This window comes from Sandaracinobacteroides sp. (genome assembly GCF_057137845.1).
This window is the reverse complement of sequence record NZ_DBNHFX010000139.1, coordinates 1-26,979: the sequence shown is the minus strand read 5'-3', so window position 1 is coordinate 26,979 and position 26,979 is coordinate 1. Positions and strand designations below refer to the sequence as shown.

The following is a 26,979-nucleotide window of genomic DNA, read 5'->3' as shown; positions in this document are numbered from 1 at the left end:
GCCGCGCGCGGCTCGATCCGCACCCCCAACCTCGACCGGATGGCCCGGCAAGGCACGACGCTGACAGACTTTTACGCCGGCGCGAACATCTGCACACCTTCGCGCGCGGCGATGCTGACCGGGCGCTATGCCGTCCGCACGGGGCTTGGATACGGGGTCATCCTCGCCAACGACAAACGCGTGCTGCCGCAGTCAGAACGGACGATCGCCTCGGCCTTGGCCAGCACGCACAAAAGCGCCCTGATCGGCAAATGGCATCTCGGCCACACCGGGCCGAACTGGCTGCCCACGCAACATGGCTTCGACTATTATTTCGGGATACCATACAGCCACGACATCAAGCCGCTGGCCCTTTATGAAGCGCGCGGCCACGGCGATGCCACGTCAGCGCCCGCCGACATCCAGATGCTGCAACAGCAGTTCTGCGACAAGGCGCTGGCGTTCATCGAGGAACACAAGGACCATCCGTTCTTCCTCGACCTTGCGCTGAGTGCCCCACACCTGCCCGCCATCCCGCACCCGGATTTCCACGGCAAATCCGCCGCCGGCACCTATGGCGACGTGGTGGAGGAAATAGACTCCATCGTCGGGCGCCTGCTCGAACGGCTTGGGCAGCTTGGCATCGCCCGCGATACGCTGGTCATCTTCACGTCTGACAACGGCCCCTGGTTCGAGGGAGCGACCGGTGGGTTGCGCCAGCGCAAAGGCGGCGCCGGTTACGACGGCGGGTATCGCGTGCCGGCGATCGTGTGGCAGCCGGGAACCATCCCCGCCGGCAGGCGCCACAATGCGATCGGCATGAGCATAGACTTCCTTCCCACCTTCTGTGCGATGGCGGGCGTCGCACCGCCACCGGGTGTTACGCTGGACGGCCGCGACCTTTCGGCCATGCTGTTGCAGGGCAGGCCCAGCCCGCACGCGGAGCTGCTGCTGTTCAACGACGAGGATGTCGTGGCGATCCGCACCCAGCGCTGGAAGCTGGTGACGGCGGATTTTTACCGTAACCTTCTGCTGGACCTGCCGTCGCGCGGGTATCCGCAGCTCTATGATCTGTCGAGGGATCCTTCGGAAAGCTACAGCCTCGCTGACCGGCACCCGGATGTCGTCGCAGACCTGACAGCCCGGATCGATGCGGCAAACAGGCGATTGGCGGTCTATCGCACACAGCCGTCGATGATCATTGGCAGGCGCCGCCCCGAGAAGGACTGACGCCGCCCTGCCCTGTTCAGCGCGACGGCGCGGCGGTGCTGTCCCGGATCACCAGCTCAATATCCAACCGGCGGCTCACCCCCTCGATCCGGTTGCCCATCTGCGCCGAAAGCAACAGCTCGACCGCCGCCGCGCCGATCTGTTCGAGCGGCTGGCGAATGGTGGTCAGCGGCGGGGAGACGATGCTCGCCAGCTCGATGTCGTCGAACCCGGTGACCGACAGGTCACGCGGCACGACCAGCCCGCGCCGCGCTGCCGCCGACAAAACGCCTGCGGCCATTGCGTCGTTCGCAGCGACGATCGCCGTTGGCCGTCGGCGTTGCCCCAGCAGTTCTTCCGCACAGCGCTGCCCCGAGGAAAAAGTGAAACTTCCATAGACGATCCGCTGATCCGGCACGGGCAGCCCGGCTTCAGCCATGGCGTCAAGAAAGCCGTCGCGGCGAAAACGCGGCGCATGGCGCGTCGAGACCATCGGCCCGCCCAGAAAGGCGATTTCACGATGGCCAAGGCCGATCAGGTGCCGCGCAACCTCATAGCCTCCCCTCCGTTCGTCGACGAAGACGGTTGCCCCACGGTCCGGCTCGATCCCCGGCGCCACGCGAACGAACGGCACTTCCAACCGTTCAAGCAGTTCGACGATCGCAATCTCGTTCGATTGCGGCGGCACGAGGATCACGCCATCCAGCCGCGCCCTTCGCACCGTCCGCTCGATGATTGCGGGAACATCGTCCTGCCCGATGTCGATTGGCTCGGCAGCCAGCATATAGTCGCGCTCGCGGCATTTTCGGGCGGCGCCCAACTGTATGCCGGTCGCGTAGAGGGCAAGGCGGGGGTGAAAGAACATGCCGATCAACAGAGACCGGCGACTGGCCATGCGCCGCGCGCCAGCGTTCGGGATATAGTCCAGCGTCGCCATCGCATCACGCACACGTTCGCGCATTGCTTCGCGGACGTTGGGTTCGTCGTTCATCACGCGCGACACGGTTTTGATCGAGACCCCGGCACGTTTCGCGACGTCATGAATGGTGACGCCCAATCAGCCCTCCTGACTAGTGTCCGGGGGCCTTTTGGCCCGTCGCCCCCGCGCGGAAACCTATTGTCCGCTGGAAAAAGGCTGTCAACGACGCCATGGCTTCATCGAGAATCCTTGCCTGGTCTGCCGGGTTGGTTGCGCGCAAGCCATGTCCTGCCCCAGCCATAACCTGATAGTCGACGTCCGCACCGGCGCTGCGCAGAGCCTCGGCAAGTTGCTGCGAGTGCGACGTCGGCACGGTTGCATCATCCGCACCATGGATGATCTGGAACGGCGGGCTGCCGCGCGCCACATAGGCCATGGGCGACGCTGCCGCCAGACGTTCGACACCGCATTCAGCCGTGGTTGCACAGCCGAGATACGCGCGCGTCAGAAACCCCGGCTCGATGGTGGTCGGCCCGAACCAGTCTGCCGCAGCCTGCACACAGTTCGCGCCGGGCGGGACGCTGTTGTCACCGTCGGGCGCAAACAGGCCGTTCTGGCAGCCCAGCGCAAGTGTGCTGGCAATCGTGCCACCAGCCGACGATCCCCAGACGCCGATCCTGCCCGGATCGATCGCGAACCGCTCGGCGTTTTCGCGCAGCCAGACCGCCGCCGCGCCCGCGTCGCGCACCTGAGCCGGGAATCGCGCGCCGGGCGCCAGCCGATACTCGATCGAAGCAACGACAAACCCCTTGGCCGCGAGGCCCGCAAGCAGCGCGGGAAATTCGGTCGCCGCCCCCATCATGCGCCGGTGGCCCTGCACGAAACCGCCGCCGTGCACGAACAGCACAGCCGGATATTTGCGATCACGCCGGGGTGGCAGATACAGGTCGAGCAGAAGCTCCTGCCCGTCGATCTGCCGATACACCTGCCCTTTCAGCACCTGCACGCCACCCGGCCATGATCTGGCAAGCGGCGGCAGCGGCTTTGCGGGCTGCGCATGGCCTGCCGACGAAGTCACGAGCCACAACAGCCCCGCCAGAAGCGCGCGGCCGGTCAGAATCGATAGTCCAGCGTTGCGCCAAAGTAGCGGTTGGCGTTGCGTGGCCGGTTGGCGAACACGTCCAGCAGGGTCAGGTTGGCCGGAACCAGCGCACCCGACACCATGCCGGTATAATAGTTCTCGTTGAACAGGTTCTTCACGAACACCGTCGCGCCGAACCCGCGATCCGGCTGCCTGGCCCCAAGCGACAGGTCGACCAGCACATAGCCGCCCTGCCTGAGCAGCGGGTCCTGCTCGAGCGCGAAGCCCTGCGCGCTCTGGAGCGACAAGTCCGCCTGCATGAAGCCCACCAGCGAATCCGCAAGGTCGCGTTCATAGCGCGGCGACAGGTTGATCCGCCATTCCGGCGAAGCGGGCAGGATCCCGCCGCGCACGTCCTGCACGGGGCCGCTCGTCAGCAGGGCGCCGGCGTTATTGTAATATTGATAGCGATAGCAACTGTTCACCGGCCGCGTGCCGCCGATCGCCACGATCGGCGCGGCCGCCTGAAACTGCTGCGGGCAGTTCAGACCGTCGATGTCGAAACTGTTGTCGGCGTGGGTCAACGCGAACGTCATCGAGAATTCGCGCGTCGGACGAAACGCCGCCTCGATCTCGAAACCCTTGGTGCGCGACGATCCGGCGTTGGTCTGCACAAAGGAAATGACGCCCGTCAGCGGGTTCGAGCGGTTCGCCTGCACCTGCAGATCGGTGTAGTCGGCAAGGAAGGCGGCAACCGCGACCGAGAACTTGCCATCGGCGGTGCGCGCCTTGAAGCCCAGTTCATAGGCGTTCACATGTTCCGGCAGCACCGGCGTCTGCCCGGCGAAGTCGGCGGTGATTTCGGTGTTCAGGCCCAGCCCCTTGTAACCGCGCGTATAGGTTCCATAGGCTTGAGCGAAGCGGCTGAATTCATACTGCACACCGGCCTTGCCGGTGACAGCCGTATCACTGGCGCTGGTTCCGGCACGAACGCTGGGTGCGCCGCCGAACAGCAGGTCGCCCGGTACCAGCACGCCCAGACGCTCGCCGTCGACGGCGATGCTTTCATGCTGCACCCGGATACCGCCGATCGCCTTCAGTCCGCCGACAATGCCGACGGTCGCCTGACCGAAACCGGCGATGCTTTCGTTGGAGAGATGTGAATCGCTGGCAAGCGACTGATAGAGCGAGGACGGGCAGGCCTGCCCGACGACACCGGCGGTGCAGATCGCGCGCCGCCGCGAGAAATAGCGGTCGATCGAGACGTTCGAATAAAATGCGCCGACTACATAGGTAAGAGCACCCTCGCCTACCGACGACAGGCGCAGTTCCTGCGTGAAGTTGCGGATGCGGGTGTCGCCATAGTTCAGTTCGAACTGCGCCGAAGACGCCGGGCTGATGAACACCGGATAGGTGAACCCCATCGAGTCCACTTCCTGATTCTGGATCAGGTGATAGCGCTGATAGGCGGTGATCGACGTCAGCGCCACCGCGCCGAGATCGAGGTCGGCCTGCAACGAATAGGTCTGCTGGTTGGTTTTCACATAAGTGTTGTCGTTGTTCCAGACCTCGTTGTTGTCGGGACGCGGAACGATCGGCCCCGCAAAGGCCTGCACACGCAGCGGATTTCCGGTCTGCACCAGAACCCCCTGGCAGCAGTTGGCGTCGCTCTTGCGATAGTCGCCGGCAAGCAACAGGGTCAGCCGATCGGTCGGCTCCCACTCCAGCTTGCCGCGCACACCCCAGCTTTTCGTGCGGTTCGCATCGTCGCCGGTCAAGACGTTGCGGATGTTTCCACCTATGTCATTGTAATAGCCGGTGATCCGCGCCGCCAGCCCATCGGCCAGCGGCCCTGACACGGTGCCGCCAACGCGATATTCGTTCATTTCAGCAACCGTGGCGCTGACCCGCCCCGACAGCTCATGCGTCGGCCGCGCGGTCACGACACTGATGACACCGGCAGTCGCGTTCTTGCCGAACAGCGTCCCCTGCGGGCCGCGCAGCACTTCCACACGCTCGATGTCGGCGAAGTCGGTGAAGTTCTGCGCCTGACGTGCGCTGACAACCCCGTCGACGACCAGCGCGACCGAAGATTCCGTGCCAAGACCGAACAGCGATGTGCCGACGCCGCGAATACGGAAGCTGCTGGCGACCGGGTTCGCCGCCTGCTGAAAGGTCAGCGAAGGCACGGCAAGCGTCAAACCGCTGGTATCGCTGATCTGGCGCGCGGTCAGCGCATCGCCGGTAACGGCAGACACGGCGACCGGCACGTCCAGCAGGCGCTCACTGCGTTTTTGCGCCGTCACCACGATGTCGGCCGTATCGGTAAATTCGTCCGCTGGCGCTGCGGCCGACGCAGTTTCCTGTGCGGCGGCGGCCTGCGCCATCACGAACATCGCCCCGGCGCCGATCATCAGCGCAAGCTTCGAAACATCGCCCACTTGAACCCTCCTGTTGCGCGCAATCCGATCGCCCGTCGCGATTCGGTCGCTCATGCCATTTCCCGCCCTGTATCGCGGCAGGTTAAAATTGACAAGCTTGTCATATACAGTAACGATCAGATGCGGCACAGTTTCGCAACATGTCATTCGGCCATCCGGGGAAAGTGCAATGCGCCTCAAGAATTTCGTGCTGACGGCAGCAACCGCAATCGCATCGGCCACAACAGCAGCGCCCGGCGTTGCAGCGCCAGCGGCCACCTCTGGGAAAACACCGCCGCGCAACATCATCTTCATCCTGGTCGACGATCTGCGCTACGATGGCCTCGGCTTCCTCCAGCCCACGGTGCAGACCCCCAACATCGATCGCCTGGCGCGGGAAGGCAGCTATTATCCGAACGCCGTCGTTACTTCGTCGCTTTGCAGCCCCAGCCGGGCAACGATCCTGACCGGCCGAACCGCCCGCAACCATCTGGTGGTCGACAACACCAATTCGTCGGAACAGGGGCTGGTGTTCTTCCCGTCCTACCTGCAACAACAGGGCTACCAGACGGCGTTCATCGGCAAGTGGCACATGGGCAGCGCGGCCGACGGCCCACGCCCCGGCTTCGACAAATGGGTCAGTTTTCGCGGGCAGGGCAGTTATTGGCCCACCGGAGACCTGCCGCCGGCAGCGGTCAGGGCCGGCGCGAGGAACATGCTGAACGTCGATGGCAAAGCCGTGCCACAGACGGGCTATCTGACTGACGAGCTGGGAAAATACGCGCTGGACTGGCTGAAAAACGGACGCGATTCCAGAAAGCCGTTCTTCCTGTATCTCAGCCACAAGGCAGTCCATTCGGATCCGCTGCCCGCCCCCCGGCATGCGCATCAATATGATGGCGTGAACTTCGCCATTCCAGCAAGTTCGGCCAACACGCCCGAAAACAACAGGGGCAAGCCGATGTGGGTGCAGAACCAGCGCAACACATGGCACGGCATCGATTTCTTCTACAACACAGACATGTCGATCCAGCAGTATCTGCGCAACTACTTCGCCACGCTGTCGGCCGTGGACGATGGCGTCGGCGAAATCATGGCCTATCTGCGCGCCAACCATCTGGACAAGAACACGATGGTCGTATTCACGTCAGACAATGGCTTCCTGATCGGCGACCATGGCCTGATCGACAAGCGCAACGCCTATGAAGGTTCGATCCGGGTTCCTCTGGTCGTCTGGGCGCCGGGGCTGGTTCCTGCCGGCAAGGCGAACGCCGGCAGGGTCAGGAACCTCGATTTCGCGCCTACCTTTCTGGATATCGCCGACGCCCCCCGGCCGCAGCAATTCGAAGGGGTAAGCGCGCTGCCGTTACTGCGCGGCGGAGCAGACGCAGCCAATTGGTCACCGCCTGACTTCGTCTATGAATATTACTGGGACTGGCAGTTCCCCATGACGCCGGGAACCTTCGCAATTGTCCGTGATCAGGTAAAATACATCCAGTATCACGGCGTCTATGATACCGAAGAACTATATGATCTGGCAGCCGATCCGCAAGAAATGCACAACCTGATCGACGCCCCCGACTATCTGGACCGCAAGATCAATCTGCGCGCGGCCCTGTTCAAGGGGCTGGCGAACAGTTCCGGCGCGCATGCGATTCCGTTCACGGCGCGTTTCTCGCGGGGGAGCGTCCGCCGCAACCGCAACGGCACCGGCGCAGCCCCCTTTCCCGATCAGTGGCTGGTCGAACCAAACCGCCTCGACCGGCTGGACGACGTGCTTCCCGACAGCCCGGCGAAGCAGCGCGCGCACGACGCAGGCAAGGCACTGTACCCGTACCCGGTGATGGGCGGGAACGGCACCCTTCCACCTGAAAAGCCCTGAACGGCTTATTTCGCGCCTTGCTCCGGCATCGCCAGATCAAGGCGCTGCGTCAACGGATCATTGCCATCCACCGGCTGGCCGCTGGCGGAAAAGTCCATCACGCGCCCGGCACGATAGGGCACCCATTCCGGCAGCCCTGCCCCGTTCGGATTGCCGTTCCGCGCAAAATTGACGACATAATCCGCGATCCTGTGGGCGACTTCGCGGTCGGCAGCGGTTGTCGCCGCGCCATATTTGATCTGGGCGGTATCCAGAAAGAACGGAATGTCGCTGGCGTGCGCGGCACCCTTGCCCGGCTGGCGGATCGAATCCGCCACATAGGAAAAACGGTAGTGATAGGCCGGCCGCCCTGCCCGCGTGACTTCGCCGGCAACGAACCGCGCCGGTTCGACCATGAAGCGATCGCCACCGACGGCCAGCATCGTTTCCAGAAACGGCCGGTTGCCATCCGGGTCGTACATCTGGCGGGCCTTGTCGGCGTTGGCGCCGAAGGTTGCGAAAAGGGCCTGCTTGTCGCGCACCGGCACGATGCCGATATCGGCGCTGGTGGCGCCCACCATCACCGGCACGGGCGCTTCGGCTGCGCTTCTGAACATCCCCTCGACGCTGTCGGTCAGGGTGATGCCGTCGATGAACGGCCCGGTGTAAGTTGGCGGGCCTGCCTGCGGCATGAACATGCTGGCGAGGTTCAATCCCGAGACGATTTTTTCCGCCGGCAGCGCCCGCAACTGCGCAAGGGCTGCGGTATCCACGCCTTCGATCCCCACACTTCGTGCAAAGTTCTGCCCGATCGCCTGCGCCGACGGCATGTTCGGCCGATCGGTTGTGGCGTCGCGCAGTTGCGCCGCCGAACGGCCACCGCCCGACATGATGACTGCGCCGCTGAACAGATCGCGCGCCGCCTTGGAGCCCATCAGGCTGAGCACCGACATGCCGCCTGCGGATTCACCGATGACGGTGATCCGCGCCGGATCTCCACCGAAGGCGGCGGCGTTGTCGCGCGTCCAGCGCAGGGCCGCCTGCTGGTCCATCAGTCCGAAATTGCCGCCCACGGCTTCACCGGCAGCAGCAAGCGCCGGATGTGCAAAAAACCCGAACCGGCCAACGCGATAATTGGCGCTGACGAACACCACGCCCCGGCGTGCGATCGCCGCGCCGTCATAGACCGCAGGCGACGAGCCGCCGTTCACGAAGCCGCCACCATAGATCCAGAACAGCACCGGCAGCTTTTTCCCGGCAGCGTCAGCGGGCGCCCAGACATTGACGACGAGGCAATCCTCGGATGGGGTTGTGCCCAAGGGGGCGGCATCGCTTGGGAACGGCAGTTGCATGCAGTCGTGCCCGTATTGTGTGGCGTCGCGCACGCCTTTCCACGGCACGACGGGCTGGGGCGCGCGCCAGCGCAGTGCGCCCGTTGGCGGGGCAGCGAACGGAACGCCCTTGAACGCATTCACCCCCTCGGCCGAGGTTCCCGCAATTTTGCCGCCAGTCACCAGCGCCATCGGCTGGGATGCGGCCGCCGCAGGCGCGGCAAGCGCAACAGCCGAAGCAAACGTCACAGCAGAAATCCGGCGCATAGTCGCTCCTCGTGTTCGCCCGGCCGCGATCGGCAAGCGCGTCCTGCGAGGTCGTTGCCACAAGTTGCGGGCGCCGCAAAGCTGCGGCAACCGTCAGATCTCGACTTGTGAGCCAAGCTCCACGACGCGGTTCGTCGGCAGGTTGAAAAACTCCATCGCGGTTTCGGCGTTCCGCAACATCCAGGCGAAAAGTTGCTCGCGCCAGATCGGCATGCCGGGCCGCGCCGAGGGCAGCAAAGTCTGGCGGGCGAGGAAGAAACTGGTGTCCATCATGCGGATTTCCGGGCCGCAATTGTCGACATGCTTCAGCGCAGTCGGAATATCGGGCTGCTGCATGAAGCCGTAATGCAGCGCCAACCGGTAGAAATTTTCACCAAGATCAGTGACTTCCACACGATCCTCGGTGCGCACGAAGGGCACTTCGTCAATCACCACCGTCAGGATCAGGATCCGTTCGTGCAGCACCTTGTTGTGCTTCAGGTTGTGCAGCAGCGCATGCGGCACCCCCTGCCGTGTCGATGTAAGGAATACCGCCGTGCCGGGCACCCGTGTCGCCGCGCGCGAGGCGGACTTGATGAACACTTCCATCGGCATGGCGGATTCGGTCAGCCGCCGGTTCATCAGCAGGCGCCCGCGCGACCATGTCGTCAGCATGGTGAACACGATCAGGCCCACCATCAGCGGGAACCAGCCGCCATCGGGGATCTTCGTCAGGGTGGCCGAGAAGAATGCGCCGTCGATCACAAGATAGATGCCAAGCACAATCCCCGCAAACCAGCGGTTCCACTTCCATACATAGATACTGAGGATGCCCATCATGCAGGTGGTGATGAACATGGTCGCAGTAACCGAGATGCCATAGGCGGCCGCCAGATTCGACGAGGTGCGGAAGCCCAGCACCAGCAGAATGACGAGGATCAGCAGCGTCCAGTTCACAAAGGGGATATAGATCTGCCCCTCGGTCCTGGCCGACGTGTGCAGGATGCGGAGGCGCGGCAGATAGCCCAGTTGCACCGCCTGTCGGGTGATCGAAAATGCACCGGAAATCACCGCCTGCGATGCAATCACCGTGGCGATCGTCGCCATCACCACCATCGGCAGGCGGAAATCCTCGGGCGCAAGCAGAAAGAACGGGCTGCGGATCGCCTCAGGGTCGCCGATCAGCAGGGCGCCCTGTCCCAGATAGTTCAGCATCAACGCCGGCAGCACCAGCGTCAGCCAGCTGAACCGGATCGGGTTGCGGCCGAAATGCCCCATGTCGGCATAAAGTGCTTCCGCCCCCGTTACCGAAAGCACCACCGAAGACAGCGCCAGAAACGCCAGCACGCCATTGTCGCGGAAGAAGCTGACCGCATGGTGCGGCGACAGCGCGAACAGGATCGTGGGATTCCCAACAATGCTGATCACCCCCAGCACGGCAATCGTCAGGAAATAGAACAGCATGATCGGCCCGAACAGGGCACCGACGCGCGACGTTCCGAACGCCTGTATGACGAACAGCAGAATGATGATGCCGATCGCGCCGGGCATCACCAGCGGCTGCAGCCGCGCCTCGACCGTTGTCAGCCCTTCAACCGCCGACAACACCGAGATTGCCGGCGTAATGATGCTTTCGCCAAAGAACAGCGAAGTCGCCAGAATGCCGAGCACGGCCACATAGGGCGCCCAGCGCCGACCATGCCCTTCGCGCAGCAGCAGCGCCTGCAAGGCGATCGTGCCGCCTTCGCCACGGTTGTCGGCCCGCAGCACCACCGACACATATTTCACCGTGACCAGCAGGATCATCGTCCAGAACACCAGACTGATGATGCCCAGCACATGCGGCGCATCGACGGGAATCGGATGGTGCCCGGCAAAGGTTTCACGCAGCGCATAGAGCGGCGACGTGCCGATGTCGCCGAAGACAACCCCCAGCGCGCCCAGCATCATCTTGCGCATGCTGTCGTGCCCGTGCCCGTCGTCCGGGTGGTGCTGCCCTTCGAGGTCTGCCTCTGCCGTTGCCATGCTCATCCGGGACTGTTCACTTCCCAACTGACCCGGGCGTCGAGGCGTCCGGCAAGGAGCGGGCGCTAGCAGGGAAGCAGTCCGACCGCAATGCGCCCGATCATGGCCCTATTGCCCGCCGGTTCCCTGTTGCTCCAGCGGGTTGCCCTGCCCCGCTGCCTCCATCTCGGCGGCCATGGTCTTCATGCGGCCGATCGCTGCGATCTTCGCATCGACCATCGGCACCCACGGGGCATCCGCCGGGCTTCTTGCGCGCAAGGCTTCCCATGTTGCCAGCGCCTTGTCGAATTCGCCCGCCTGCAGCCAGGCCAGCCCCAGAAAATATGCGGGCGCCGGGTGGTCGGGGGCCAGACGGCTTGCGCGGTCGAACGCCAGCCGCGCTGCCGGCACAACTTCGCCGTTCGCATGGGCGACAAGCGCGATGCCCATCTGCACCCACAGGTCGGCATTGCCGGGAATGGCGTCCAGCCCTGATTGCAGGGCCGTGACCGCTGTTTCCGTGCGGCGGGCGCGAATCAGCGCATCCGACAATGTGAGCCATGCCCGGACATCGCCGAAATTCTCCAGCAGTTCCTTCGAGGCCTGCTCGGCTTCGGGCGTCAGGTCGGGGTTGATGATTGCCTGCGGGGCCGGCACCGACGGCTGGCCGGGACTGCCCGTCAACGCATAGCCCGCAGCCGCCAGCCCAAAGGCCAACACAACTGCGGCAAGTGGTTGCCACCTCATCGACGGATCCTCCGCCACATCAGCGCAACGCCCACCAGCAGAAACAGAAGCGGCGCCGCCCACAGCAACATGGTGTCGGCGCGCGCTGGCGGCGAAAAGCTTACCCAGTCGCCATAACGTTCGATGAAGAAAGCCTTCACTTCGTCAGGGCTTTCACCTGCGGCGATCCGTTCGCGCACTTCGGCGCGCATGGCCTGCGCCTGCCCGGCGTTCGAATCCGCAATCGACTGATTCTGGCAGGTAAGGCAGCGCAGAACCAGCATCACATCGTGCGCCTTCGCTTCCATTGCGAGGTCGGCAAGCGGCACATCGGGCGGCGGCGGCGGCTCGGCAAAGGCCGGGTTTCCACCCAGCAGAAGCAGCAACGCGATCAGCAACGCCCTCATCGGGCTTTCTCCAGCTCGGCCAGAAGCAGCGGCAAATGTTCGGCGCGGATTTCGCCCAGATGCTGATAGCGGATCACGCCCTTGCCATCGATGACATAGGTTTCCGGCACCCCGGAGGCACCGAACGCCAGCAGCATGCGCCCGCCTTCATCGTTGCCGATGCGGGTGAACGGGTTGCCATGTTTCTGCAGAAATCCGGCAAGATCCTCGGGCGTGTCGCGCACCGCGATGCCGTGGATCATCGCGCCCTTCGCGCGCAGGGCCTGAAGCTGTGGCGCTTCTACCGCGCAGGGCAGGCACCAGCTTGCGAACAGGTTCACCAGAACCGGCTGGCCGGTTTGCAGGTCGGCAAGGGCAAGGCCGGGCGCGCCTGCTGCCCCGCCCAGGGCAAAGGCCGGCACCGGCTTGCCAACCATGTGCGACCGGATCACCGCCTCGTTCGATTTGCCGAGATTGCCCGCCATCAACACCATCAGGCCGACGAAAACCGCCAACGGCACCAGCCACAACAGGCGCCCGGAAACGCCGCTCATGCCGGTTGCACCTGCACGGATGGCACTGCCAATCGCCGACGCCACATGCCCGGCGCGAACGCCCTCAGCTTGCCGCCAAGCGCCAGCAGGCCGCCGAACGCCATCAGCAGCCCGCCCCACCAGATCAGCCTGACCAGCGGCTTCACCCACAGATGCACCTGCCAGCGCCCCGAACCGTCGGGCTTGCCCAGCACCGCATATAATTCACCGGTGCGCCAGCCCGCGCGGCTCGATTCGGTGGTTTCCTGCTGCGGCGCGACGAACAGCCTCGACTGCGGATGCAGCACCGCCACCTCGCGGCCATTGCGCGACACTGCAAGGCTTGCTTCGATTGCCGTCCAGTTCGGGCCTGCCACCGGGCGCACATCGGCAAGTTCGGCCTTCCATGAACCGATCGAAACCGCATCACCCACACGAAGCGCAACCAGCGCCTCGCGCTGCATCGACCCGGAGGCAGTGGCCCCAAGGATCGATACGGCAACACCCAGATGCGCAAGCGCCATCCCCGCAACCGCCATCGTGACCCGCTTTCGGAACAGGATCATCAGGCTGGCGACACCCAGCAGTGCCGATGTGCCAAAGCCCAGAACCGCGCCGACGCCGCGTACACCGAACGGCCAGACCGCCGCCACCACGAACACCGCGGCCGCCACGATTGCGGGTAGCAGCCGTCCGGCCAGTTTGGCCGTGTGGCTGCGCCCCCAGCCAAGAAACGGCGCGATCGCCATCAGCACCGTCATCGCAAACAGCATCGGGATCGTCGTACGGTTGAAATAGGGCGCGCCGACGGAAATCTGGTCTCCGGTCGCGGCTTCCAGCATCATCGGATAGAGGGTGCCCAGCAGCACCACCCCCAGCATGGCGGAAATCAGCAGGTTATTGGCAACCAGCGCCGATTCCCGGCTGACAAGGCTGAACTGCCGCCCCTCGGCGATGCGGCCGGCGGTCAGCGCATAGATGATGAAGGCGCCGCCGATATACAGCGCCATCAGCACCATCAGGAACAGGCCGCGCGCCGGATCGACGGCAAAGGCATGCACCGATGTGATGACGCCGGAGCGCACGATGAACGTGCCGATCATCGACAGCGAAAACGCCGCCACCGCCATCAGCAGTGTCCAGGCGCGCAGCGCATCGCGCTTCATCACCACCAGGATCGAATGCAGCAGCGCGGTTCCGGCAAGCCACGGCATCAGGGCGGCATTTTCAACGGGATCCCAGAACCACCAGCCTCCCCAGCCCAGTTCATAATAGGCCCAGTAGCTGCCGAGCGTGATGCCGCAACCCAGCAGCGCCCACGCCACGATCACCCATGGCCGGGTCGCGCGGGCCCAGGCCGGGCCGATCGCATTTTCCAGCATCCCGGCCACCGCAAAGGCGAACGCCACGGAAAACCCGACATAGCCCGCGTAAAGGAACGGCGGATGGAACGCCAGGCCGACATCCTGCAACAGCGGGTTCATCCCCTGCCCTTCGGTCGGCGCCGGAAAGATGCGCTCAAACGGGTTCGAGGCAAACAGCAGGAAGGCAAAAAACCCAAGCGACACAAACCCCTGCACCGACAGCACGCGTGCACGGAACCGTGGCCCAAGTTCGCTTCTGGTCAGTGCGACGGCAAGCCCCGAAAGCGCCATCACCAGCACCCACAGCAGCAGCGAGCCTTCGTGGTTCGACCAGACGCCAGTATAGCGATACAGCATCGGCTTCATGCTGTGGCTGTTCGTTGCCACCAGTTTCACCGAAAAATCGGACACCACGAACGCCCACGTCAGCGCCGCGAACGACAGCGCGGTAAACAGGCCCTGCGCCACAGCAGCAGGTGCGGCCAACCCCACAAGGCTTTCGTCGCGCCGCCATAATCCAACCGTCACGCCGACGGATTGCAGCAGCGCGGCGGCGGCCGCCAGCCACAGAAAGAAATGTCCGAACTCGGGGATCATGACAGGGCCGCAGCCTCTGCCTTCATGTCCTCGTGCGATTTTTCCAGCGCCTTCGCTACTTCGGGCGGCACATAGTTTTCGTCATGCTTTGCCAGCAGTTGTTCAGCCTGAAACCGCCCTGCGGCATCAAAGCTGCCGGTGGCGATCACACCCTGCCCCTCGCGGAACAGGTCGGGCACAAGGCCGCGATAGCTGACAGGCGTATCCGCCTTCATGTCGGTGACGACGAAATCCATGGTGACGCCGTCGGCCGCGCGATGCAACGAGCCGGACTTGACCAGCCCGCCAAGCCTGAAGGTTTCCCCCGGCGCCGGCCGGTCGGACGTGAGGTCGGCCGGCGCCCGGAAATAGGCCGCCGTATCGCGCAGCGCGAACATCGCGATGATCCCGGCGATCACCAGCGCCGCGACTGCCGCAAGCGCCAGCAACAGCCGCTGCTGTTTTTTCGGGCGGGCGACGGCCATCAGCGTTCCTCCTCCAGTGCGCGTTCGGCGCGGCGCATCCGCCGCAACGAAACGGCCAGCATCGCCAGCAGGCAGACCAGCGTCACCCCATAGGCGGCAACCAGAAACGGCATGTGTGGCATGGCTATGCTTACCCCTCAGCCTGCGCGCGCAGCACGGCGCAGCGCCCGGACCTCCAGCCGCTGCTCGGCGATCAGGATGCGCATCCGTACCAGCACCAGCCCGGCGAACAGGAACAGAAAACCGCCCGCCGACACCATCAGCGGCACCAGCATGTCGGGGTGGATCGAACTTCCCGACAACCGGATCGAAGCAGGCTGATGCAGCGTATTCCACCATTCCACGCTGAACTTGATGATCGGCAGATTGATGGTTCCGACAATCGCCAGATAGCCAGCCATCTTCAGCCCGCGCGCGCGATCATCGTGCAGGTGCACCAGCGCAATCACGCCCAGATACAAAAGGAACAGCATCAGCATCGAAGTCAGTCGCCCGTCCCACACCCACCAGGTTCCCCAGGTTGGCCGACCCCAGATCGAGCCGGTGACAAGGCAGATAAAGGCATAGAGCGCACCGACCGGCGCAATGGCGCGCACCGAAAGATCGGCCAGCGGATGCCGCCAGATCCGCGCCGCCAGCGCCGCCAGCGCCATGCCAAGATACCCCCCAAGCGCGAACCACGCCGACGGCACATGGATGTACAACACGCGCACCATTTCGCCCTGCAGGTAATCGGGGGGTGCGGTAAACAGGCCCATCCCCAGCCCGACAGCCAGCAGCAACAGGCCGACAGTCAGCGTCCATGGGGTTACCGCTGCGGCAAAGCGCTGGAAACGCAACGGGTTGGCAAGCGCGTGGATATCGATGGCAGCCATGATTGCGGCCGCCCTAGCACGACCTCGCCCGATTCAACAGCCCCGCGCTGTCGCACCTGCCCAACCTGCGGCGTCAGCCGCGGGATGCCCGAACCGCAGCCCCCGCTGCAAAGGGGGCAACCGCCGCAAGCACCAGCGCCGCCGCCAGCGCCAGCCCGAGCGCCCCTTTGTCCATCGGCCGACTGCCGAACAACAGCAGCGGAATCGCCAGCGGCAGCACCAGCAGCGCCACCAGCCCGCCGCCGCCCCGCGCCCCCAGCGTGACGGACGCCGCCACCACCCCAAGCGCCGACAGGCCAAGCGCGCCCGCAGCAAGGCCCGGCAGCAACCGTGGCAGAACGGCCGCATCCATTCCCAGCAGCACGGCCGCAATCGGCGTCGCCAGCAGCAGCGGCGCGCCGAACCCGAACGCCAGCGCCAGCATCCGCGCCAGCGCCAGCGTTTCCGCCGCAACGCCCCTGACCAGCAACTGGTCGAGCGTTCCGTCGGCTGCGTCCATCGCAAACAGCGTCGATACAGGCATCAGGCTGGCAAGCAGCGCGCCCACCCACAGGATGCCCGGCGCCAGCCGCGCGAGCAAACGCGGCTCCGGCCCGATGGCGAACGGCAGCAGCAGCGCCACCAGCAGGAAAAATGTCAGCGGCATCAGCCACTCGGCCGGGCGCGCAGCCATCAGGCTGAAGTCGCGCCGCATCAGCCGCCAGATCAGTTTCACTTGCGGAACAGGCTGTCGGCTGCCGACCGGAAGGCCGACGCCGAATCGCGCTTGGCTGCGGTGCGGGCGATTTCCGCCTGCAGCAGCGCGATGCGTTCGCCCAGTTCGTCGACGCTCAGCGGGTCCAGATCCTCCCGCGCCAGCAGCGCCAGCGGGCTTTGCGGCCGCTTCGAAAGATAATCCTCGGCGTCCATCAGCCAATCCTTCCTTGTTCTGGGCCTCGTTCCCGGCCCACGGCGGTCTTGCACTTTCCACCCGATCGCCGCAACGCTCGTCGCCATGCCGATCCCCCGACACATGCGCGCAATCGACCCGGAAACCAGCGGCGGCCCGGACGTTCTGGCTGTTATCGAACGCCCTGTCCCGGTGCCGAAACCGGGCGAGGTGCTGATCCGCGCACATGCAGCAGGCGTGAACCGGCCCGACATTCTGCAACGCATGGGCTTCTACCCGATGCCGCCCGGCGCGCCCAGCATCCTCGGGCTGGAAGCAGCAGGCGAGATCGTCGCCGTTGGCAGCAATGTGCAGGGCCTGTCGATCGGCGATCGTGTCACCGCGCTGGTGGCAGGCGGCGCATATGCCGAATATGTTGCAGCACCCGCCGGGCAGTGCCTGCCGGTGCCGGCCGGACTGACGATGGCCGAAGCGGCGACGCTTCCCGAAACATGGTTCACCGTCTGGACGAACCTGACGGGCCTCGCCAACTGCCAGCCCGGCGAAACCCTGCTGGTGCACGGCGGCACCTCGGGGATCGGCGTTACCGCGATCGATTTCGCGCGTGCGCGCGGCGCCTCGATCATCGTCACCTGCGGCTCGGCGGAAAAGTGCAGCGCCGCACTCGAACTCGGGGCAACCCATGCGATCAACTACCGGCAACAGGATTTCGCTGAAAGTGCGCTGGAACTGACGGGCGGGCGGGGCGTCGACATCGTCCTCGACATGGTCGGCGGAGATTATTTTGCCCGCAACCTCGCCTGCCTCGCCGAGGATGGACGCCATGTCTCGATCGCATTCCAGCGCGGCGGCCGGGTGGAACTGGATATTGCGCTGCTGATGCGCCGGCGCATCCGGTTGATGGGCTCGATGCTGCGCCCGCAAGGCGAACGCGCGAAGGCTGCGATCGCCAGCGCGCTTGGCCGTGAAATCTGGCCGTTGCTGGCGGCAGGTACGCTGAAACCGCACCTGTTCCAGACATTTGCACTGGAGCAGGCGGCCGATGCGCACCGGCTGATGGAAGCCGGCGGACACATCGGCAAGATCGCCCTGACCCTGACGCCTCAGCCAGCTTGACGCCTGACGGCGATCTCTGGCTTGTGGCCCCCATGCAGCACGCGTCGTCCATCAAGCAGCAACTGGCAGCCCTCGGCGCTGCAACCGAAGTCGGCTTTCAGGCATCCCCGCACGAGGGGGAGCGCATCCGTGAGCTCGCCAATGAACTGGAGGCGTTGAATCCCAGCGCCGAACCGGCGCAGACCGCCGGCTCGCTGCGCGGGCGCTGGCGGCTCCTCTATTCCAACTTCGACTTGCAGCGGACCACGACGCTCGCCCACCTCAGCCTCGGCGCCTGTCCGCCGCTGCCGGTCGAAGTGGTTGAACTCTATAACGAGATCGATCCGGCAACCGGTCTCTATGACAATGTGATCTACTACCTCGATTCAGAAGGACGGCCCGGAACGATGGTGATGGCCGGCCAGTATCAGGCCGACGATGACCGCACGATCGACCTCCGCTACGACGAGGCGCTGATCTTCGGGCCGGGCGCGCCGGTCAGGTTTCCCGCCACGGGATCGCGCGTTTCGTCGCTCAAGATCGAGATCAGCTATCTGGATGACGGCTTCCGCCTCACCCGTGGCGCATTCGGCAGCCTGTATGTGCTGGAACGGCTGGACCCGGCCCCGATGCGCTGGTCGCGGGACGGCTGAACCACGCCCCACGGCTTTTGCGAGGTGCAGAACCGCCGACGGCCTGCCAATCGAGAAACCAGCCGGTCTGCAATCTGCCGGCCACCCAAAGCGGAGGAGCAAGACATGAGCGAGAAGCCCGCATCCGTCGGCCGTGAAGTCCTCTATGAGGTCATCGACGATCACATCGGCCTTGTCCGCCTGAACCGCCCGGACAAGCGCAACGCAGTCAACGAGGACGTGGCGACAGCGATGGACTGGATCGTCCGCGAAACCGAATCCAACCCCGAAATCCGGGTGGTGATCCTCGCCTCGACTTCGGACGGCGCGTTTTCCGCCGGCGCCGACCTGTCGGAAATCTCGAAGGGACGCGGCCACACCCTCTCGACCCGCGATGGCGGGTTTGGCGGGCTTGCACGGGCAAAGCGCGAAAAGCCGTGGATCGCAGCCGTCGCGGCGCCCGCACTCGCAGGCGGCTGCGAACTTGCCCTTTCGTGCGACATGATCGTCGCATCCGACAACAGCCGTTTCGGCCTGCCGGAAGTAAAGCGCGGCCTGTTCGCAGGCGCCGGCGGGGTGTTCCGCCTGACCCGCCGTCTGCCTGCCGCGATCGCCTACGAACTGGTCGCCACCGGCGACCCGATCGACGCCACACGCGCCTACCAGCTTGGGCTGGTGAACCGCCTGACCACCGCCGACAAGGTGCTCGACGAAGCGGTTGCTCTGGCGAAGGCGGTCAGCGTCAACGCACCGCTTTCGGTGCGCGAATCGCTGAAGGTATCGCGCATGAGCTTCGACATGCCCGAAGAAGAGCTGTGGAAGGTATCGGCCAGGACTTCAGCGCTGGTGTTCTCCTCGGAAGACGCCAGGGAAGGCCCTGTGGCGTTTCTGGAAAAGCGCGCTCCGGTCTGGAAAGGCCGCTGAGGTCAGGCAGACGGCTCAAGCAGCCGATGCAGGTGGACGACGACATATTTCATCTGCGCGTCGTCCACCGTGCGTTGCGCTTCCCCGCGCCACGCGGCTTCGGCTTCGGCATAGTCCGGGAAAATACCGACCACGTGCAGCGCTGACGGGTCTTCGAATTCAAGGCCGCGCGGGTCTGTTACCCGGCCGCCGAACACCAGATGCAATTTGCTCATGTCGCGGCCTCTAGCCGCTGATACTCGCTGGTCAAGGCGGCAAGCGTCTGCTGCACCCATGCCTCGAATGCGGCGCCTTCCCATGCCCGGTGGTCACCACGAGCGTAGGCCAGCGCATTCCGGTGATAGAACAATGCGTTCATCCGATTGGCGACCCAGTTGTTGGCCATACGGATCACCTTTGCCGGTGAACCGACGACGATCGAATTCGGCGGCACGATTGTGCCGTCCTTCACATAGGCATGCTGCCCGACGATCGAATTGTCGCCGATGTGGCTGCCACCATAAACCGTCGCGTTGATTCCGATCAGCACATTGTCGCCGATGGTGCTGCCGTGGATCGTTGCGTGATGGGTGATCGAACAATGCGATCCAATCACCACCGGGCAACCCGGATCGGTGTGGATCATCACGAAATCCTGGACATTGGTATGATCGCCGATGGAAACATGCGCTGCTTCCGATCGCACCACCGCATTGCACCAGATCGAGCTTCCTTCGGCCATGCGCACCTTGCCGTAAAGCAATGCACTTGGATGAACGAAGGCTGCCCGCCCCAGATCGAGTTCGCTGTTTCCTGTCATGCAGCGCAGGCTATTTCGTGCGCTTCATGAAGTCCACAAGGGCATCGAACCCGTGCCGTTCGATGTATGATTTGAAATCGGCTTCCTGTGTCAGCGCGATGTTCACCCCGTTCACGACGATGTTCGAAACCACCGGCTTGGCGCTGGCCTTTACCTGCCAGATCGCCTCGATCGGAGCGCCGCCCTTCGGGTCGGTGATTCTGGTCACGACATCGACATCGCCCCGGTTCCCGCGCGGCGTCGTCCGCACGACATTCACCTTCGACGAGGCAAAGTCATACAGCCGGTCCGAGTAGGTATTGACGAGGAAGTCAGGCAGTGCCGCGCGATAGGCCTGCACCTGCGCGTCGGTCAGCTTGATGGTGCTTGCCGGAGACCGATACGACCGGATCAGCCGCATGCCCGTCCCCTCCAGGTCGAAGTTCGCGCGCAGCAGCGTGCGGAACTTCGACCGCCCCTCGGCGCGCGTCAGGCTCTTGTCGCGCAGCACCGCGAACGCCTGCTCGGAAAGCCCGGCGATGAAATCAGCCGCTGCCTTCTGCTGCGCGGGACTGGCGGCTGCCGCTTGCGCGAAGGCTGGCGCCGACACTCCGGCCGAAACCCCGGCAGACATCAACAGCAGGGCGGCAAATGCTTGCTTCAAATCGTGAACTCCTGAATGCGCCGGGCAACTGACGCCATTGGCGTCAGCCCGGCAGTGCCTCTCGGAATCGTTGATCGGCGCTTTCCCGGCGCTGAACAGGGTTCAGGCGTCGCGGCGTCCGCGCGGCAGCAATGCGCCGATCAGCGCACCGGCGGCCAATGCAACCAGCACCACCGTCACCGGATTTTCCTGCGGCTGCCTTCGCGCCCAGCGCCCGGCCTCGCCGGCGGCTTCGCGCGCCTTTTCGGCAGCTTCCCGGGCGGCATCTGCTGCTTCGCTGGCGCGCTGGCGGGCCAGTTCGGCGGCATCCGCCGCGCGCTCGCGCGCTTCGGTTGCCAGCACGGTCGCTTTCGACCGCGCCGCATAATAGGCGCCTTCGGCCTTACCGCCCAGATTGTGGGCTTCTTCCTTCACGCGATCCCAGGCATGTGCCGCCTTGTCGCCGATGGTCTCGTCTGTTTCGTTCATCATTTCAGGATCCTCCATGTCATAGGCCGCATATAGCGGGACAGGCTTCTTTCGGGTCACATACCATAGGGCAACGCCCGCCAGAACGCCCGCCAATGCGCCGCCCGCAACCGTTTTCCGGTGGCGCTTCGTCCAGTCGAGGCCATCATTCACAAGGTCGGTTGCGATGTCGATCACTTCATCCGTCACGCGATCCACCTCCATCCACGCGGCCTCCTTCGCTTCAGCCACCAGATTCCGTGGCTGCATCCTGATACCCAGATCCCCAAGATTGCCGGCAAGTCTTGCCCGGCGCGCATCTACTTCGGCTTGCAGGTGCAGCATGCGCGCCTCGGCATTTGCAGGAGCCACTGCCAAGTCAGTTTCCGGCATCGGCATCCCCCCCGGTTGCACCAAGCGCCCCGCCCTGCCTCGACAGCCGCTCCAGATCACGCGAAACCCGCGCCATGCTTCGTTCAGGCAGCAGCGCACCGGCAGACAGGCGGTCTGCGCCCTGGCGGATCATCAGCAAGCCCACCAGCACCGAAACCGCGGCGACCGCCAGCAGCGCCGCCACCAGCCCGATCCAGAGCGACAAAGCCACCACCAGCGCGACAGCCAGAAACACCAGCGCCACCGCCAGCAAAACCGCGCCTGCCAGCAGCTTCAATGACTGCACGCCGGCATGTCGCAGATTCTGCCCGGTCTCCAGCCGCGCCAACGCCGCTTCGGCACGAATCAATCCACCGGCGTCTGCGGCCACTTCCGTCCAGACGTCGACGATCGAGCGCCGCGTTGCCGCAGCGCCGTCGCTGCTGTCGGTGGTGTCAGGCTTCATCACCGCCCTTCAGGAACCGCGCCAGCGCAAAACCGATGATTGCGGCAGCACCCACCGCAATCGCCGGATTATGCCGCACCGCATCGCGGGCATCCTCGGCGATTTCGGCCACTTCCTTTTCGCGCAGCCTGGTGGAAAAATGCTCCATGCCGTCAGCCGCCTTACGGACATAGTCGGCAGCGCTTCCAGCGCCATCGCCCTTGCCTTCGCCCAGCTTGCCGGCGACTTCGCGCGCAACCGATGCAAGGCCCTTCACGGCGTCGGCTGCATAGTCCTTGCTGCTGTTGGCGGCCGCGCGCGCCTTGGTTCCGGCCTTTGCCGAAATCTCCGCTACGTCTTCCTTCGCCTCGACGATGAAGTCCGCCGCCTTGTCGCTCGCCTTTTTTGCTGCCTTCCCCGCCGTCCCGGCCACATCGTCAGCCAGATCGGTGATCGTCTTGCCTTTGGCTGCCATCACAAGCGTCCTTTCGCCACTGCCCCGCCGTCCGGCATCCGCAATGGCCGGCAAGGGAATCCCTCTCTCCCCTGCAAACTAGTGAGGCTTTCGCAGCTTTCCAGCCCCCGGCGCGGAAAACCTCTCTCTCCCGAGAGATTTCCGCGATGGGAAGCCCGCCACCCCGGACACCGGCCCGGGGATGGCGGGCCTTTCGATCAGAGAACTTCGAACAGTCCGGCAGCGCCCATGCCGCCGCCGACACACATGGTAACCACCACATGCTTCACGCCACGGCGCTTGCCTTCGATCAGCGCATGGCCGACGAGGCGCGCACCCGACATGCCGAACGGGTGGCCGATCGAGATGGCGCCGCCATCGACGTTCAGCCGGTCCATCGGGATGCCAAGCTTGTCGGCGCAATAGATCACCTGCACTGCGAACGCTTCGTTCAGCTCCCACAGGCCGATGTCCTCGACCTTCAGGCCGTTCTGCTTCAGCAGTTTCGGAATGGCATAGACGGGACCGATTCCCATTTCGTCCGGCTCGAGGCCGGCAACCGCCATACCGACGTAGCGGCCAAGCGGTTGCAGCCCGCGCCGCCCTGCTTCGCCGGCCTCCATCAGCACCGCAGCCGACGCGCCGTCAGACAACTGGCTGGCGTTCCCTGCCGTGATGTTCATGCCCGGCCCGCGCACCGGTTGCAGGCCCTTCAGCCCTTCCAGCGTCGTCTCCGGGCGGTTTCCTTCGTCCTTCGACAGGGTGATCACATGCTCCGAGACTTCCTTCGTCTCCTTGTTGACCATTTTCATGGTCGCCGTCACGGGCACGATCTCGGCGTCGAAGCGGCCGGCCTGCTGCGCGGCGGCCGTCCGCTGTTGCGATTGCAGGGCATATTCGTCCTGCCGGTCGCGGCTGATGCCATAGCGCTTGGCGACGATTTCAGCCGTGTCGATCATCGGCATGTACACGCTGCCGTGCATCGCCACCAGGTCGGGGTCCGCCTCGACGCGGTATTTGTCGGTCTGCACCGTCGAGATGCTGTCGACACCGGCACCGATCGCTACCTGCATCCCGTCGACGATGATCTGCTTGGCGGCGGTCGCGATCGCCATCAGGCCAGACGAACACTGGCGATCGATGGTCTGGCCGGAAACCGTCACCGGAAGGCCGGCGCGCAGCAGTGCCAGCCGGCCGATGTTCGGCGTCGCAGATGCCTGCGTCAGCACGCAGCCCATGATCACGTCGTCGATCTCGGGGCCATCGAGCTTTGCCCGCTCGACCGCCGCCTTGACGGCATGTGCCGCCAGCGTCGGTGTAAGGGTTGCGTTGAACGCACCGCGATGGGCCTTGCCGATCGGCGTGCGGGCGGTGGAAACGATTACTGCGTCGCGCATTGCGAACCTCCTTCGATTAAAGCGTCATCAACCTGAATTTCCGCCCTGCCCCGCTTCGGGCAACAGGGCAGGCAAACACGATCCGCTCAGACGTAAGCAAGCGTCACCCATTCGGCGGCCAGCGCAGGCTTGTCCTCACCCTCGATCTCGACCTTCACCTCGACGGTCGACTGATACACCCCCGGCGAGCGCTCGACGACATCGAGCATGCGGAAATGTCCGCGCACGCGCTTGCCTGAACGCACCGGCGCCAGAAACCGCACCGAATTCAGCCCATAGTTCACGCCCATCTTCGCGCCTTCGACGCCGGGCATCACGTCATAGGCCATCGCCGAAAGCAGCGACAGCGTCAGGTATCCGTGCGCGATGGTCGTGCCGAACGGCGTCGCCTTCGCAGCCACCGGGTCAATGTGGATGAACTGATGGTCGCCGGTCACGTCGGCGAACTGGTTGATCCGGTCCTGCGTAACGTCGATCCAGGGCGACACCCCGATTTCGTTGCCCTTCAGCGCAAGATACTCGGCGATTGGCAGTGCGCGCGCCATATGGCTCATCTCCCGTCCTGTTGGTGAATCGTGACGCCTCCTTGCCGCCCCCCAGAGCGGGTGACAAGGCTCACCTGTGGCGAGGCTCCCTCAATCGCCAGCCCCGGCAGCGGGCGTCGCCGCTGCCGGACCGGCACGACGATGCACATCGTGCGGCTTTTCGTCGTCGGCAGGCTTGGGGTCGACGATCCTGCCCTCGCGGTCGGCCAGAAAGCTGATCTGCGCCGGGATCGCGAAATCGATGCCCAACTCGGCGAATCGGCGGATGATCGCCAGCATCACGGCCTGCCGCGCATCCAGCATCGACATCTGATCCTCCTGCTCGACGATGAGGACCAGTTCATAATCAAGGGCCGATACCGCGAACTCAAGAAGATGTGCCCGGTCAAAGCGGCAATGTGGCACAGAATTCACGATTCGCTGAAACTCCGCCGGGATCGCCTCAAGAATGCCTGGACGCGTCTGATACAACACACGCACACGCAGCAGCACGCGCCGATGGGTGAAGTTGGCGAAATTATTTATTTGCTGGTTCAGCAGATTGGTGTTCGACATTACCACCACTTCACCAGACAACGCCCTCAGCCTCGTTGTTTTAAGGCCGATATGCTCGACAGTGCCGATCACGCCCTGTGGCCCGCCCGCCTGAATGGTGTCGCCAACACGGAACGGCCGGTCGAGCAGGATGGCAAGTGCGGCAAACAAGTCGGAAAAGATGCCCTGCGCAGCAAGCCCGATAGCGATACCACCAATCCCGAGGCCCGCGACGAGCGCCGTCACGTTCACGCCGATGTTGTCCAGCAGGATGATCGCCGCCAGCGCCCATACGACCACGTTGATGATCACCGTCAGCACACCGACCGCCGACGACATCGCCGGATCGGAATCGCGGTCGAGCGCCTTTCGCTCGACCAGCGCCACCAGAAACTCGCGCGCCCAGAATGCGCCTTGCACGGCGGCGGCAATGCTGAACAGGAATGTGATCAGCCCGCCCCAGCCGGCAGGCGGGCTGAACAGCGCCGCCACGGCCTTGGCCGACGCCATCGCCAGAAAAAAGCTGCGAGTCCGCGCCAGCACCTTCAGCGCCACCCAGCTCCAGCTTCCGAACGCGGCGCTGCGCTTCAGGCGCTTGCGGGCATAGCCGCGCACCAGCACCAGAAACGCATACAGCGCAATCCCGACGCCGACACCCGCCACGATCCCCAGACTGTCAGTCCTGACCCACTGGACCAGTTCGCGCGTCAGTTCATCAACCTGTTGCGGCAGCGCCAGTTCCTCGTGCTTGAGGTTCTGGAGTGCCGAATCCGTTCCGGCCGTTCCAGCCGCAGTTGCCTTGGCGTCGCTCATGCCCGAGAACCTATGCGCGATGCCCTGTTCGGGGCAACGCCTCTTGCGCCCGATCCTTCATGCAAAACCGAAAGAATCAGCAATGCCCGTGCCGCCTGAATTCCAGAAGCCCGACGGATCGCCCCCTCTGGCGCTGGTGACAGGCGCTGCAAAGCGCGTAGGCGCAGCGCTCGCCAGCGCGCTCGCCGAAGACGGGTTTCTCGTCGCCATTCATTGCAACCGTTCGTCGGCCGAGGCCGAGGCGCTGGCTACCGATCTTGCAGCACACGGATACCCGAAGCCGCTGGTCGTCCGCGCCGACCTCGCCGATCCGGATGCCGCCCGGCAGATATTCGGCCAGTTGCCGCTCGCGCCCGCCATCCTCGTCAATAACGCCTCCTTGTTCGAGGAAGACCGGATCGGCGAAATCGACCTTGCCCTCTGGGAACGGCAGATGGCCGTCAACCTGCGGGCGCCCAGCCTGCTGACCGAGGCGTTCGCAAAGCATTTGCCGGAAGGCGGGCACGGCCTGATCATAAATCTGCTGGATGCGAAACTCGCCGCGCCCAATCCTGACTATTTCAGCTACACCATCTCGAAATTCGGGCTTGCCGGACTGACGGAACTGGCCGCCCGCGCGCTTGCGCCGCGCATCCGGGTGAATGCGATCGCCCCGTCTGTCACGCTGGTTTCCGGCCCGCAAAGCCGCACCAATTTCGAAGCTGCGCACGTCATGAACGCGTTGCGACGTGGCGTGACGGTCGATGATCTCGTCAGGGCACTGCGCTTCCTCGTTCACACACCGACGATCACCGGCCAGACGATTTCCATCGAATCCGGCCAGAGGTTCCTCGCGCTGCCGCGCGATGTCGCCTATATGACCGCGCCATGACCATCGTGCATTTCTCCGAAAACCGGGGCGTCGGCGTCCGTCCGCGCATCCACAAGGTCGCGCTCGAAGAACTCGCGCTGGAAGTCGACATCGGCTTCCACGCCTTCGAGATCGGCACCCCGCA

Annotated in this window: 29 protein-coding genes; 6 read left to right on the top strand and 23 right to left on the bottom strand. The window is 64.5% G+C overall.

Annotated features, from left to right (window positions below; all coding sequences use genetic code 11):
- Positions 1 to 1,209 (top strand): sulfatase-like hydrolase/transferase (locus AC16JP_RS08170; RefSeq protein WP_484340118.1); only part of this gene is annotated, 1,209 nt, incomplete at its 5' end.
- A 16-nt stretch (positions 1,210 to 1,225) separates the two neighbouring features.
- Here AC16JP_RS08170 and AC16JP_RS08165 read toward each other — a convergent pair.
- The 3 genes from AC16JP_RS08165 to AC16JP_RS08155 are packed head-to-tail and all read right to left on the bottom strand — an operon-like array spanning position 1,226 to position 5,629.
- Positions 1,226 to 2,245, bottom strand: a complete 1,020-nt coding sequence (locus tag AC16JP_RS08165) for a LacI family DNA-binding transcriptional regulator (protein WP_484340117.1) — start codon at positions 2,243 to 2,245, stop codon at positions 1,226 to 1,228.
- A 13-nt stretch (positions 2,246 to 2,258) separates the two neighbouring features.
- Positions 2,259 to 3,185: an alpha/beta fold hydrolase gene (locus AC16JP_RS08160; RefSeq protein WP_484340120.1), complete on the bottom strand. Its 927-nt coding sequence runs from the start codon at positions 3,183 to 3,185 to the stop codon at positions 2,259 to 2,261.
- A 35-nt stretch (positions 3,186 to 3,220) separates the two neighbouring features.
- Positions 3,221 to 5,629 carry a TonB-dependent receptor gene (locus tag AC16JP_RS08155; RefSeq protein ID WP_484340116.1) on the bottom strand — a complete coding sequence of 803 codons (2,409 nt, stop codon included), beginning with the start codon at positions 5,627 to 5,629 and terminating at the stop codon, positions 3,221 to 3,223.
- 169 nt (positions 5,630 to 5,798) lie between these two features.
- Between AC16JP_RS08155 and AC16JP_RS08150 the strand changes: the two genes are divergently transcribed.
- A complete protein-coding gene (locus tag AC16JP_RS08150) occupies positions 5,799 to 7,490 on the top strand; it encodes a sulfatase family protein (protein WP_484340115.1) in 1,692 nt (563 codons plus the stop codon).
- 5 nt (positions 7,491 to 7,495) lie between these two features.
- Here AC16JP_RS08150 and AC16JP_RS08145 read toward each other — a convergent pair whose 3' ends face one another.
- From AC16JP_RS08145 to AC16JP_RS08095, 11 genes are all read right to left on the bottom strand, one after another.
- Positions 7,496 to 9,067, bottom strand: coding sequence for a carboxylesterase/lipase family protein (locus AC16JP_RS08145; RefSeq protein ID WP_484340114.1), 1,572 nt, complete (start codon positions 9,065 to 9,067; stop codon positions 7,496 to 7,498).
- Between the two features lie 93 nt (positions 9,068 to 9,160).
- Positions 9,161 to 11,077: a potassium transporter Kup gene (locus AC16JP_RS08140; RefSeq protein WP_484340113.1), complete on the bottom strand. Its 1,917-nt coding sequence runs from the start codon at positions 11,075 to 11,077 to the stop codon at positions 9,161 to 9,163.
- A 102-nt stretch (positions 11,078 to 11,179) separates the two neighbouring features.
- Positions 11,180 to 11,797 carry a tetratricopeptide repeat protein gene (locus AC16JP_RS08135; RefSeq protein ID WP_484340112.1) on the bottom strand — a complete coding sequence of 206 codons (618 nt, stop codon included), beginning with the start codon at positions 11,795 to 11,797 and terminating at the stop codon, positions 11,180 to 11,182.
- Positions 11,794 to 12,183, bottom strand: a complete 390-nt coding sequence (locus AC16JP_RS08130) for a cytochrome c-type biogenesis protein (protein ID WP_484340111.1) — start codon at positions 12,181 to 12,183, stop codon at positions 11,794 to 11,796. The genes AC16JP_RS08135 and AC16JP_RS08130 overlap by 4 nt, the downstream gene beginning before the upstream one ends.
- Positions 12,180 to 12,716: a DsbE family thiol:disulfide interchange protein gene (locus tag AC16JP_RS08125; protein ID WP_484340110.1), complete on the bottom strand. Its 537-nt coding sequence runs from the start codon at positions 12,714 to 12,716 to the stop codon at positions 12,180 to 12,182. The genes AC16JP_RS08130 and AC16JP_RS08125 overlap by 4 nt, the downstream gene beginning before the upstream one ends.
- The gene (locus AC16JP_RS08120) at positions 12,713 to 14,656 is read right to left on the bottom strand and encodes a heme lyase CcmF/NrfE family subunit (RefSeq protein WP_484340109.1); all 1,944 of its coding nucleotides are present in this window, start codon (positions 14,654 to 14,656) and stop codon (positions 12,713 to 12,715) included. The genes AC16JP_RS08125 and AC16JP_RS08120 overlap by 4 nt, the downstream gene beginning before the upstream one ends.
- Complete coding sequence (gene ccmE / locus AC16JP_RS08115) at positions 14,653 to 15,120, bottom strand: cytochrome c maturation protein CcmE (RefSeq protein WP_484340108.1); 468 nt, start codon at positions 15,118 to 15,120, stop codon at positions 14,653 to 14,655. The genes AC16JP_RS08120 and ccmE overlap by 4 nt, the downstream gene beginning before the upstream one ends.
- The gene (gene ccmD / locus AC16JP_RS08110; RefSeq protein WP_484340107.1) at positions 15,120 to 15,242 is read right to left on the bottom strand and encodes a heme exporter protein CcmD; all 123 of its coding nucleotides are present in this window, start codon (positions 15,240 to 15,242) and stop codon (positions 15,120 to 15,122) included. The genes ccmE and ccmD overlap by 1 nt, the downstream gene beginning before the upstream one ends.
- Before the next feature lie 15 nt (positions 15,243 to 15,257).
- Positions 15,258 to 15,995, bottom strand: coding sequence for a heme ABC transporter permease (locus tag AC16JP_RS08105; RefSeq protein ID WP_484340106.1), 738 nt, complete (start codon positions 15,993 to 15,995; stop codon positions 15,258 to 15,260).
- Between the two features lie 73 nt (positions 15,996 to 16,068).
- Positions 16,069 to 16,710 (bottom strand): heme exporter protein CcmB, encoded by a 642-nt coding sequence (locus AC16JP_RS08100; protein WP_484340105.1) that lies wholly within the window; start codon positions 16,708 to 16,710, stop codon positions 16,069 to 16,071.
- A complete protein-coding gene (locus AC16JP_RS08095) occupies positions 16,707 to 16,904 on the bottom strand; it encodes a DUF1192 domain-containing protein (protein ID WP_484340104.1) in 198 nt (65 codons plus the stop codon). The genes AC16JP_RS08100 and AC16JP_RS08095 overlap by 4 nt, the downstream gene beginning before the upstream one ends.
- 85 nt (positions 16,905 to 16,989) lie before the next feature.
- Between AC16JP_RS08095 and AC16JP_RS08090 the strand changes: the two genes are divergently transcribed.
- The 3 genes from AC16JP_RS08090 (at position 16,990) to AC16JP_RS08080 (ending at position 19,535) form a co-directional block, all read left to right on the top strand.
- Positions 16,990 to 18,000 carry an NAD(P)H-quinone oxidoreductase gene (locus AC16JP_RS08090; protein WP_484340103.1) on the top strand — a complete coding sequence of 337 codons (1,011 nt, stop codon included), beginning with the start codon at positions 16,990 to 16,992 and terminating at the stop codon, positions 17,998 to 18,000.
- Entirely contained in the window at positions 17,997 to 18,632 is a 636-nt protein-coding gene (locus tag AC16JP_RS08085) for a PAP/fibrillin family protein (RefSeq protein WP_484340102.1), read from the top strand. Before AC16JP_RS08090 ends, AC16JP_RS08085 begins: the two co-directional genes overlap by 4 nt.
- Positions 18,633 to 18,737: 105 nt before the next feature.
- Positions 18,738 to 19,535 (top strand): enoyl-CoA hydratase-related protein, encoded by a 798-nt coding sequence (locus AC16JP_RS08080; RefSeq protein WP_484340101.1) that lies wholly within the window; start codon positions 18,738 to 18,740, stop codon positions 19,533 to 19,535.
- A gap of 2 nt (positions 19,536 to 19,537) precedes the next feature.
- On the opposite strand, the gene AC16JP_RS08075 is transcribed toward AC16JP_RS08080, so the two are convergent.
- The 9 genes from AC16JP_RS08075 to AC16JP_RS08035 all read right to left on the bottom strand — a co-directional run bounded on the left by AC16JP_RS08075 (position 19,538) and on the right by AC16JP_RS08035 (position 25,984).
- On the bottom strand, positions 19,538 to 19,750 hold the full coding sequence (locus tag AC16JP_RS08075; RefSeq protein WP_484340100.1) for a DUF4170 domain-containing protein: 213 nt from the start codon (positions 19,748 to 19,750) through the stop codon (positions 19,538 to 19,540).
- Positions 19,747 to 20,334: a gamma carbonic anhydrase family protein gene (locus AC16JP_RS08070; protein WP_484340099.1), complete on the bottom strand. Its 588-nt coding sequence runs from the start codon at positions 20,332 to 20,334 to the stop codon at positions 19,747 to 19,749. Before AC16JP_RS08070 ends, AC16JP_RS08075 begins: the two co-directional genes overlap by 4 nt.
- A 10-nt stretch (positions 20,335 to 20,344) precedes the next feature.
- Positions 20,345 to 20,977, bottom strand: coding sequence for an MlaC/ttg2D family ABC transporter substrate-binding protein (locus AC16JP_RS08065; RefSeq protein ID WP_484340098.1), 633 nt, complete (start codon positions 20,975 to 20,977; stop codon positions 20,345 to 20,347).
- 102 nt (positions 20,978 to 21,079) lie between these two features.
- Positions 21,080 to 21,802, bottom strand: coding sequence for a hypothetical protein (locus tag AC16JP_RS08060; RefSeq protein WP_484340097.1), 723 nt, complete (start codon positions 21,800 to 21,802; stop codon positions 21,080 to 21,082).
- A 1-nt stretch (position 21,803) separates the two neighbouring features.
- On the bottom strand, positions 21,804 to 22,262 hold the full coding sequence (locus tag AC16JP_RS08055) for a phage holin family protein (protein ID WP_484340096.1): 459 nt from the start codon (positions 22,260 to 22,262) through the stop codon (positions 21,804 to 21,806).
- Positions 22,252 to 22,716, bottom strand: coding sequence for a hypothetical protein (locus AC16JP_RS08050; RefSeq protein WP_484340095.1), 465 nt, complete (start codon positions 22,714 to 22,716; stop codon positions 22,252 to 22,254). Before AC16JP_RS08050 ends, AC16JP_RS08055 begins: the two co-directional genes overlap by 11 nt.
- A gap of 197 nt (positions 22,717 to 22,913) precedes the next feature.
- Positions 22,914 to 24,092, bottom strand: a complete 1,179-nt coding sequence (locus tag AC16JP_RS08045; protein WP_484340094.1) for an acetyl-CoA C-acyltransferase — start codon at positions 24,090 to 24,092, stop codon at positions 22,914 to 22,916.
- 86 nt (positions 24,093 to 24,178) lie between these two features.
- Complete coding sequence (locus AC16JP_RS08040; RefSeq protein ID WP_484340119.1) at positions 24,179 to 24,637, bottom strand: MaoC family dehydratase; 459 nt, start codon at positions 24,635 to 24,637, stop codon at positions 24,179 to 24,181.
- A 90-nt stretch (positions 24,638 to 24,727) separates the two neighbouring features.
- Positions 24,728 to 25,984 (bottom strand): mechanosensitive ion channel family protein, encoded by a 1,257-nt coding sequence (locus tag AC16JP_RS08035; RefSeq protein WP_484340093.1) that lies wholly within the window; start codon positions 25,982 to 25,984, stop codon positions 24,728 to 24,730.
- A gap of 82 nt (positions 25,985 to 26,066) precedes the next feature.
- Between AC16JP_RS08035 and AC16JP_RS08030 the strand changes: the two genes are divergently transcribed.
- Positions 26,067 to 26,855, top strand: coding sequence for an SDR family NAD(P)-dependent oxidoreductase (locus tag AC16JP_RS08030; RefSeq protein WP_484340092.1), 789 nt, complete (start codon positions 26,067 to 26,069; stop codon positions 26,853 to 26,855).
- Positions 26,856 to 26,979: the final 124 nt, after the last annotated feature.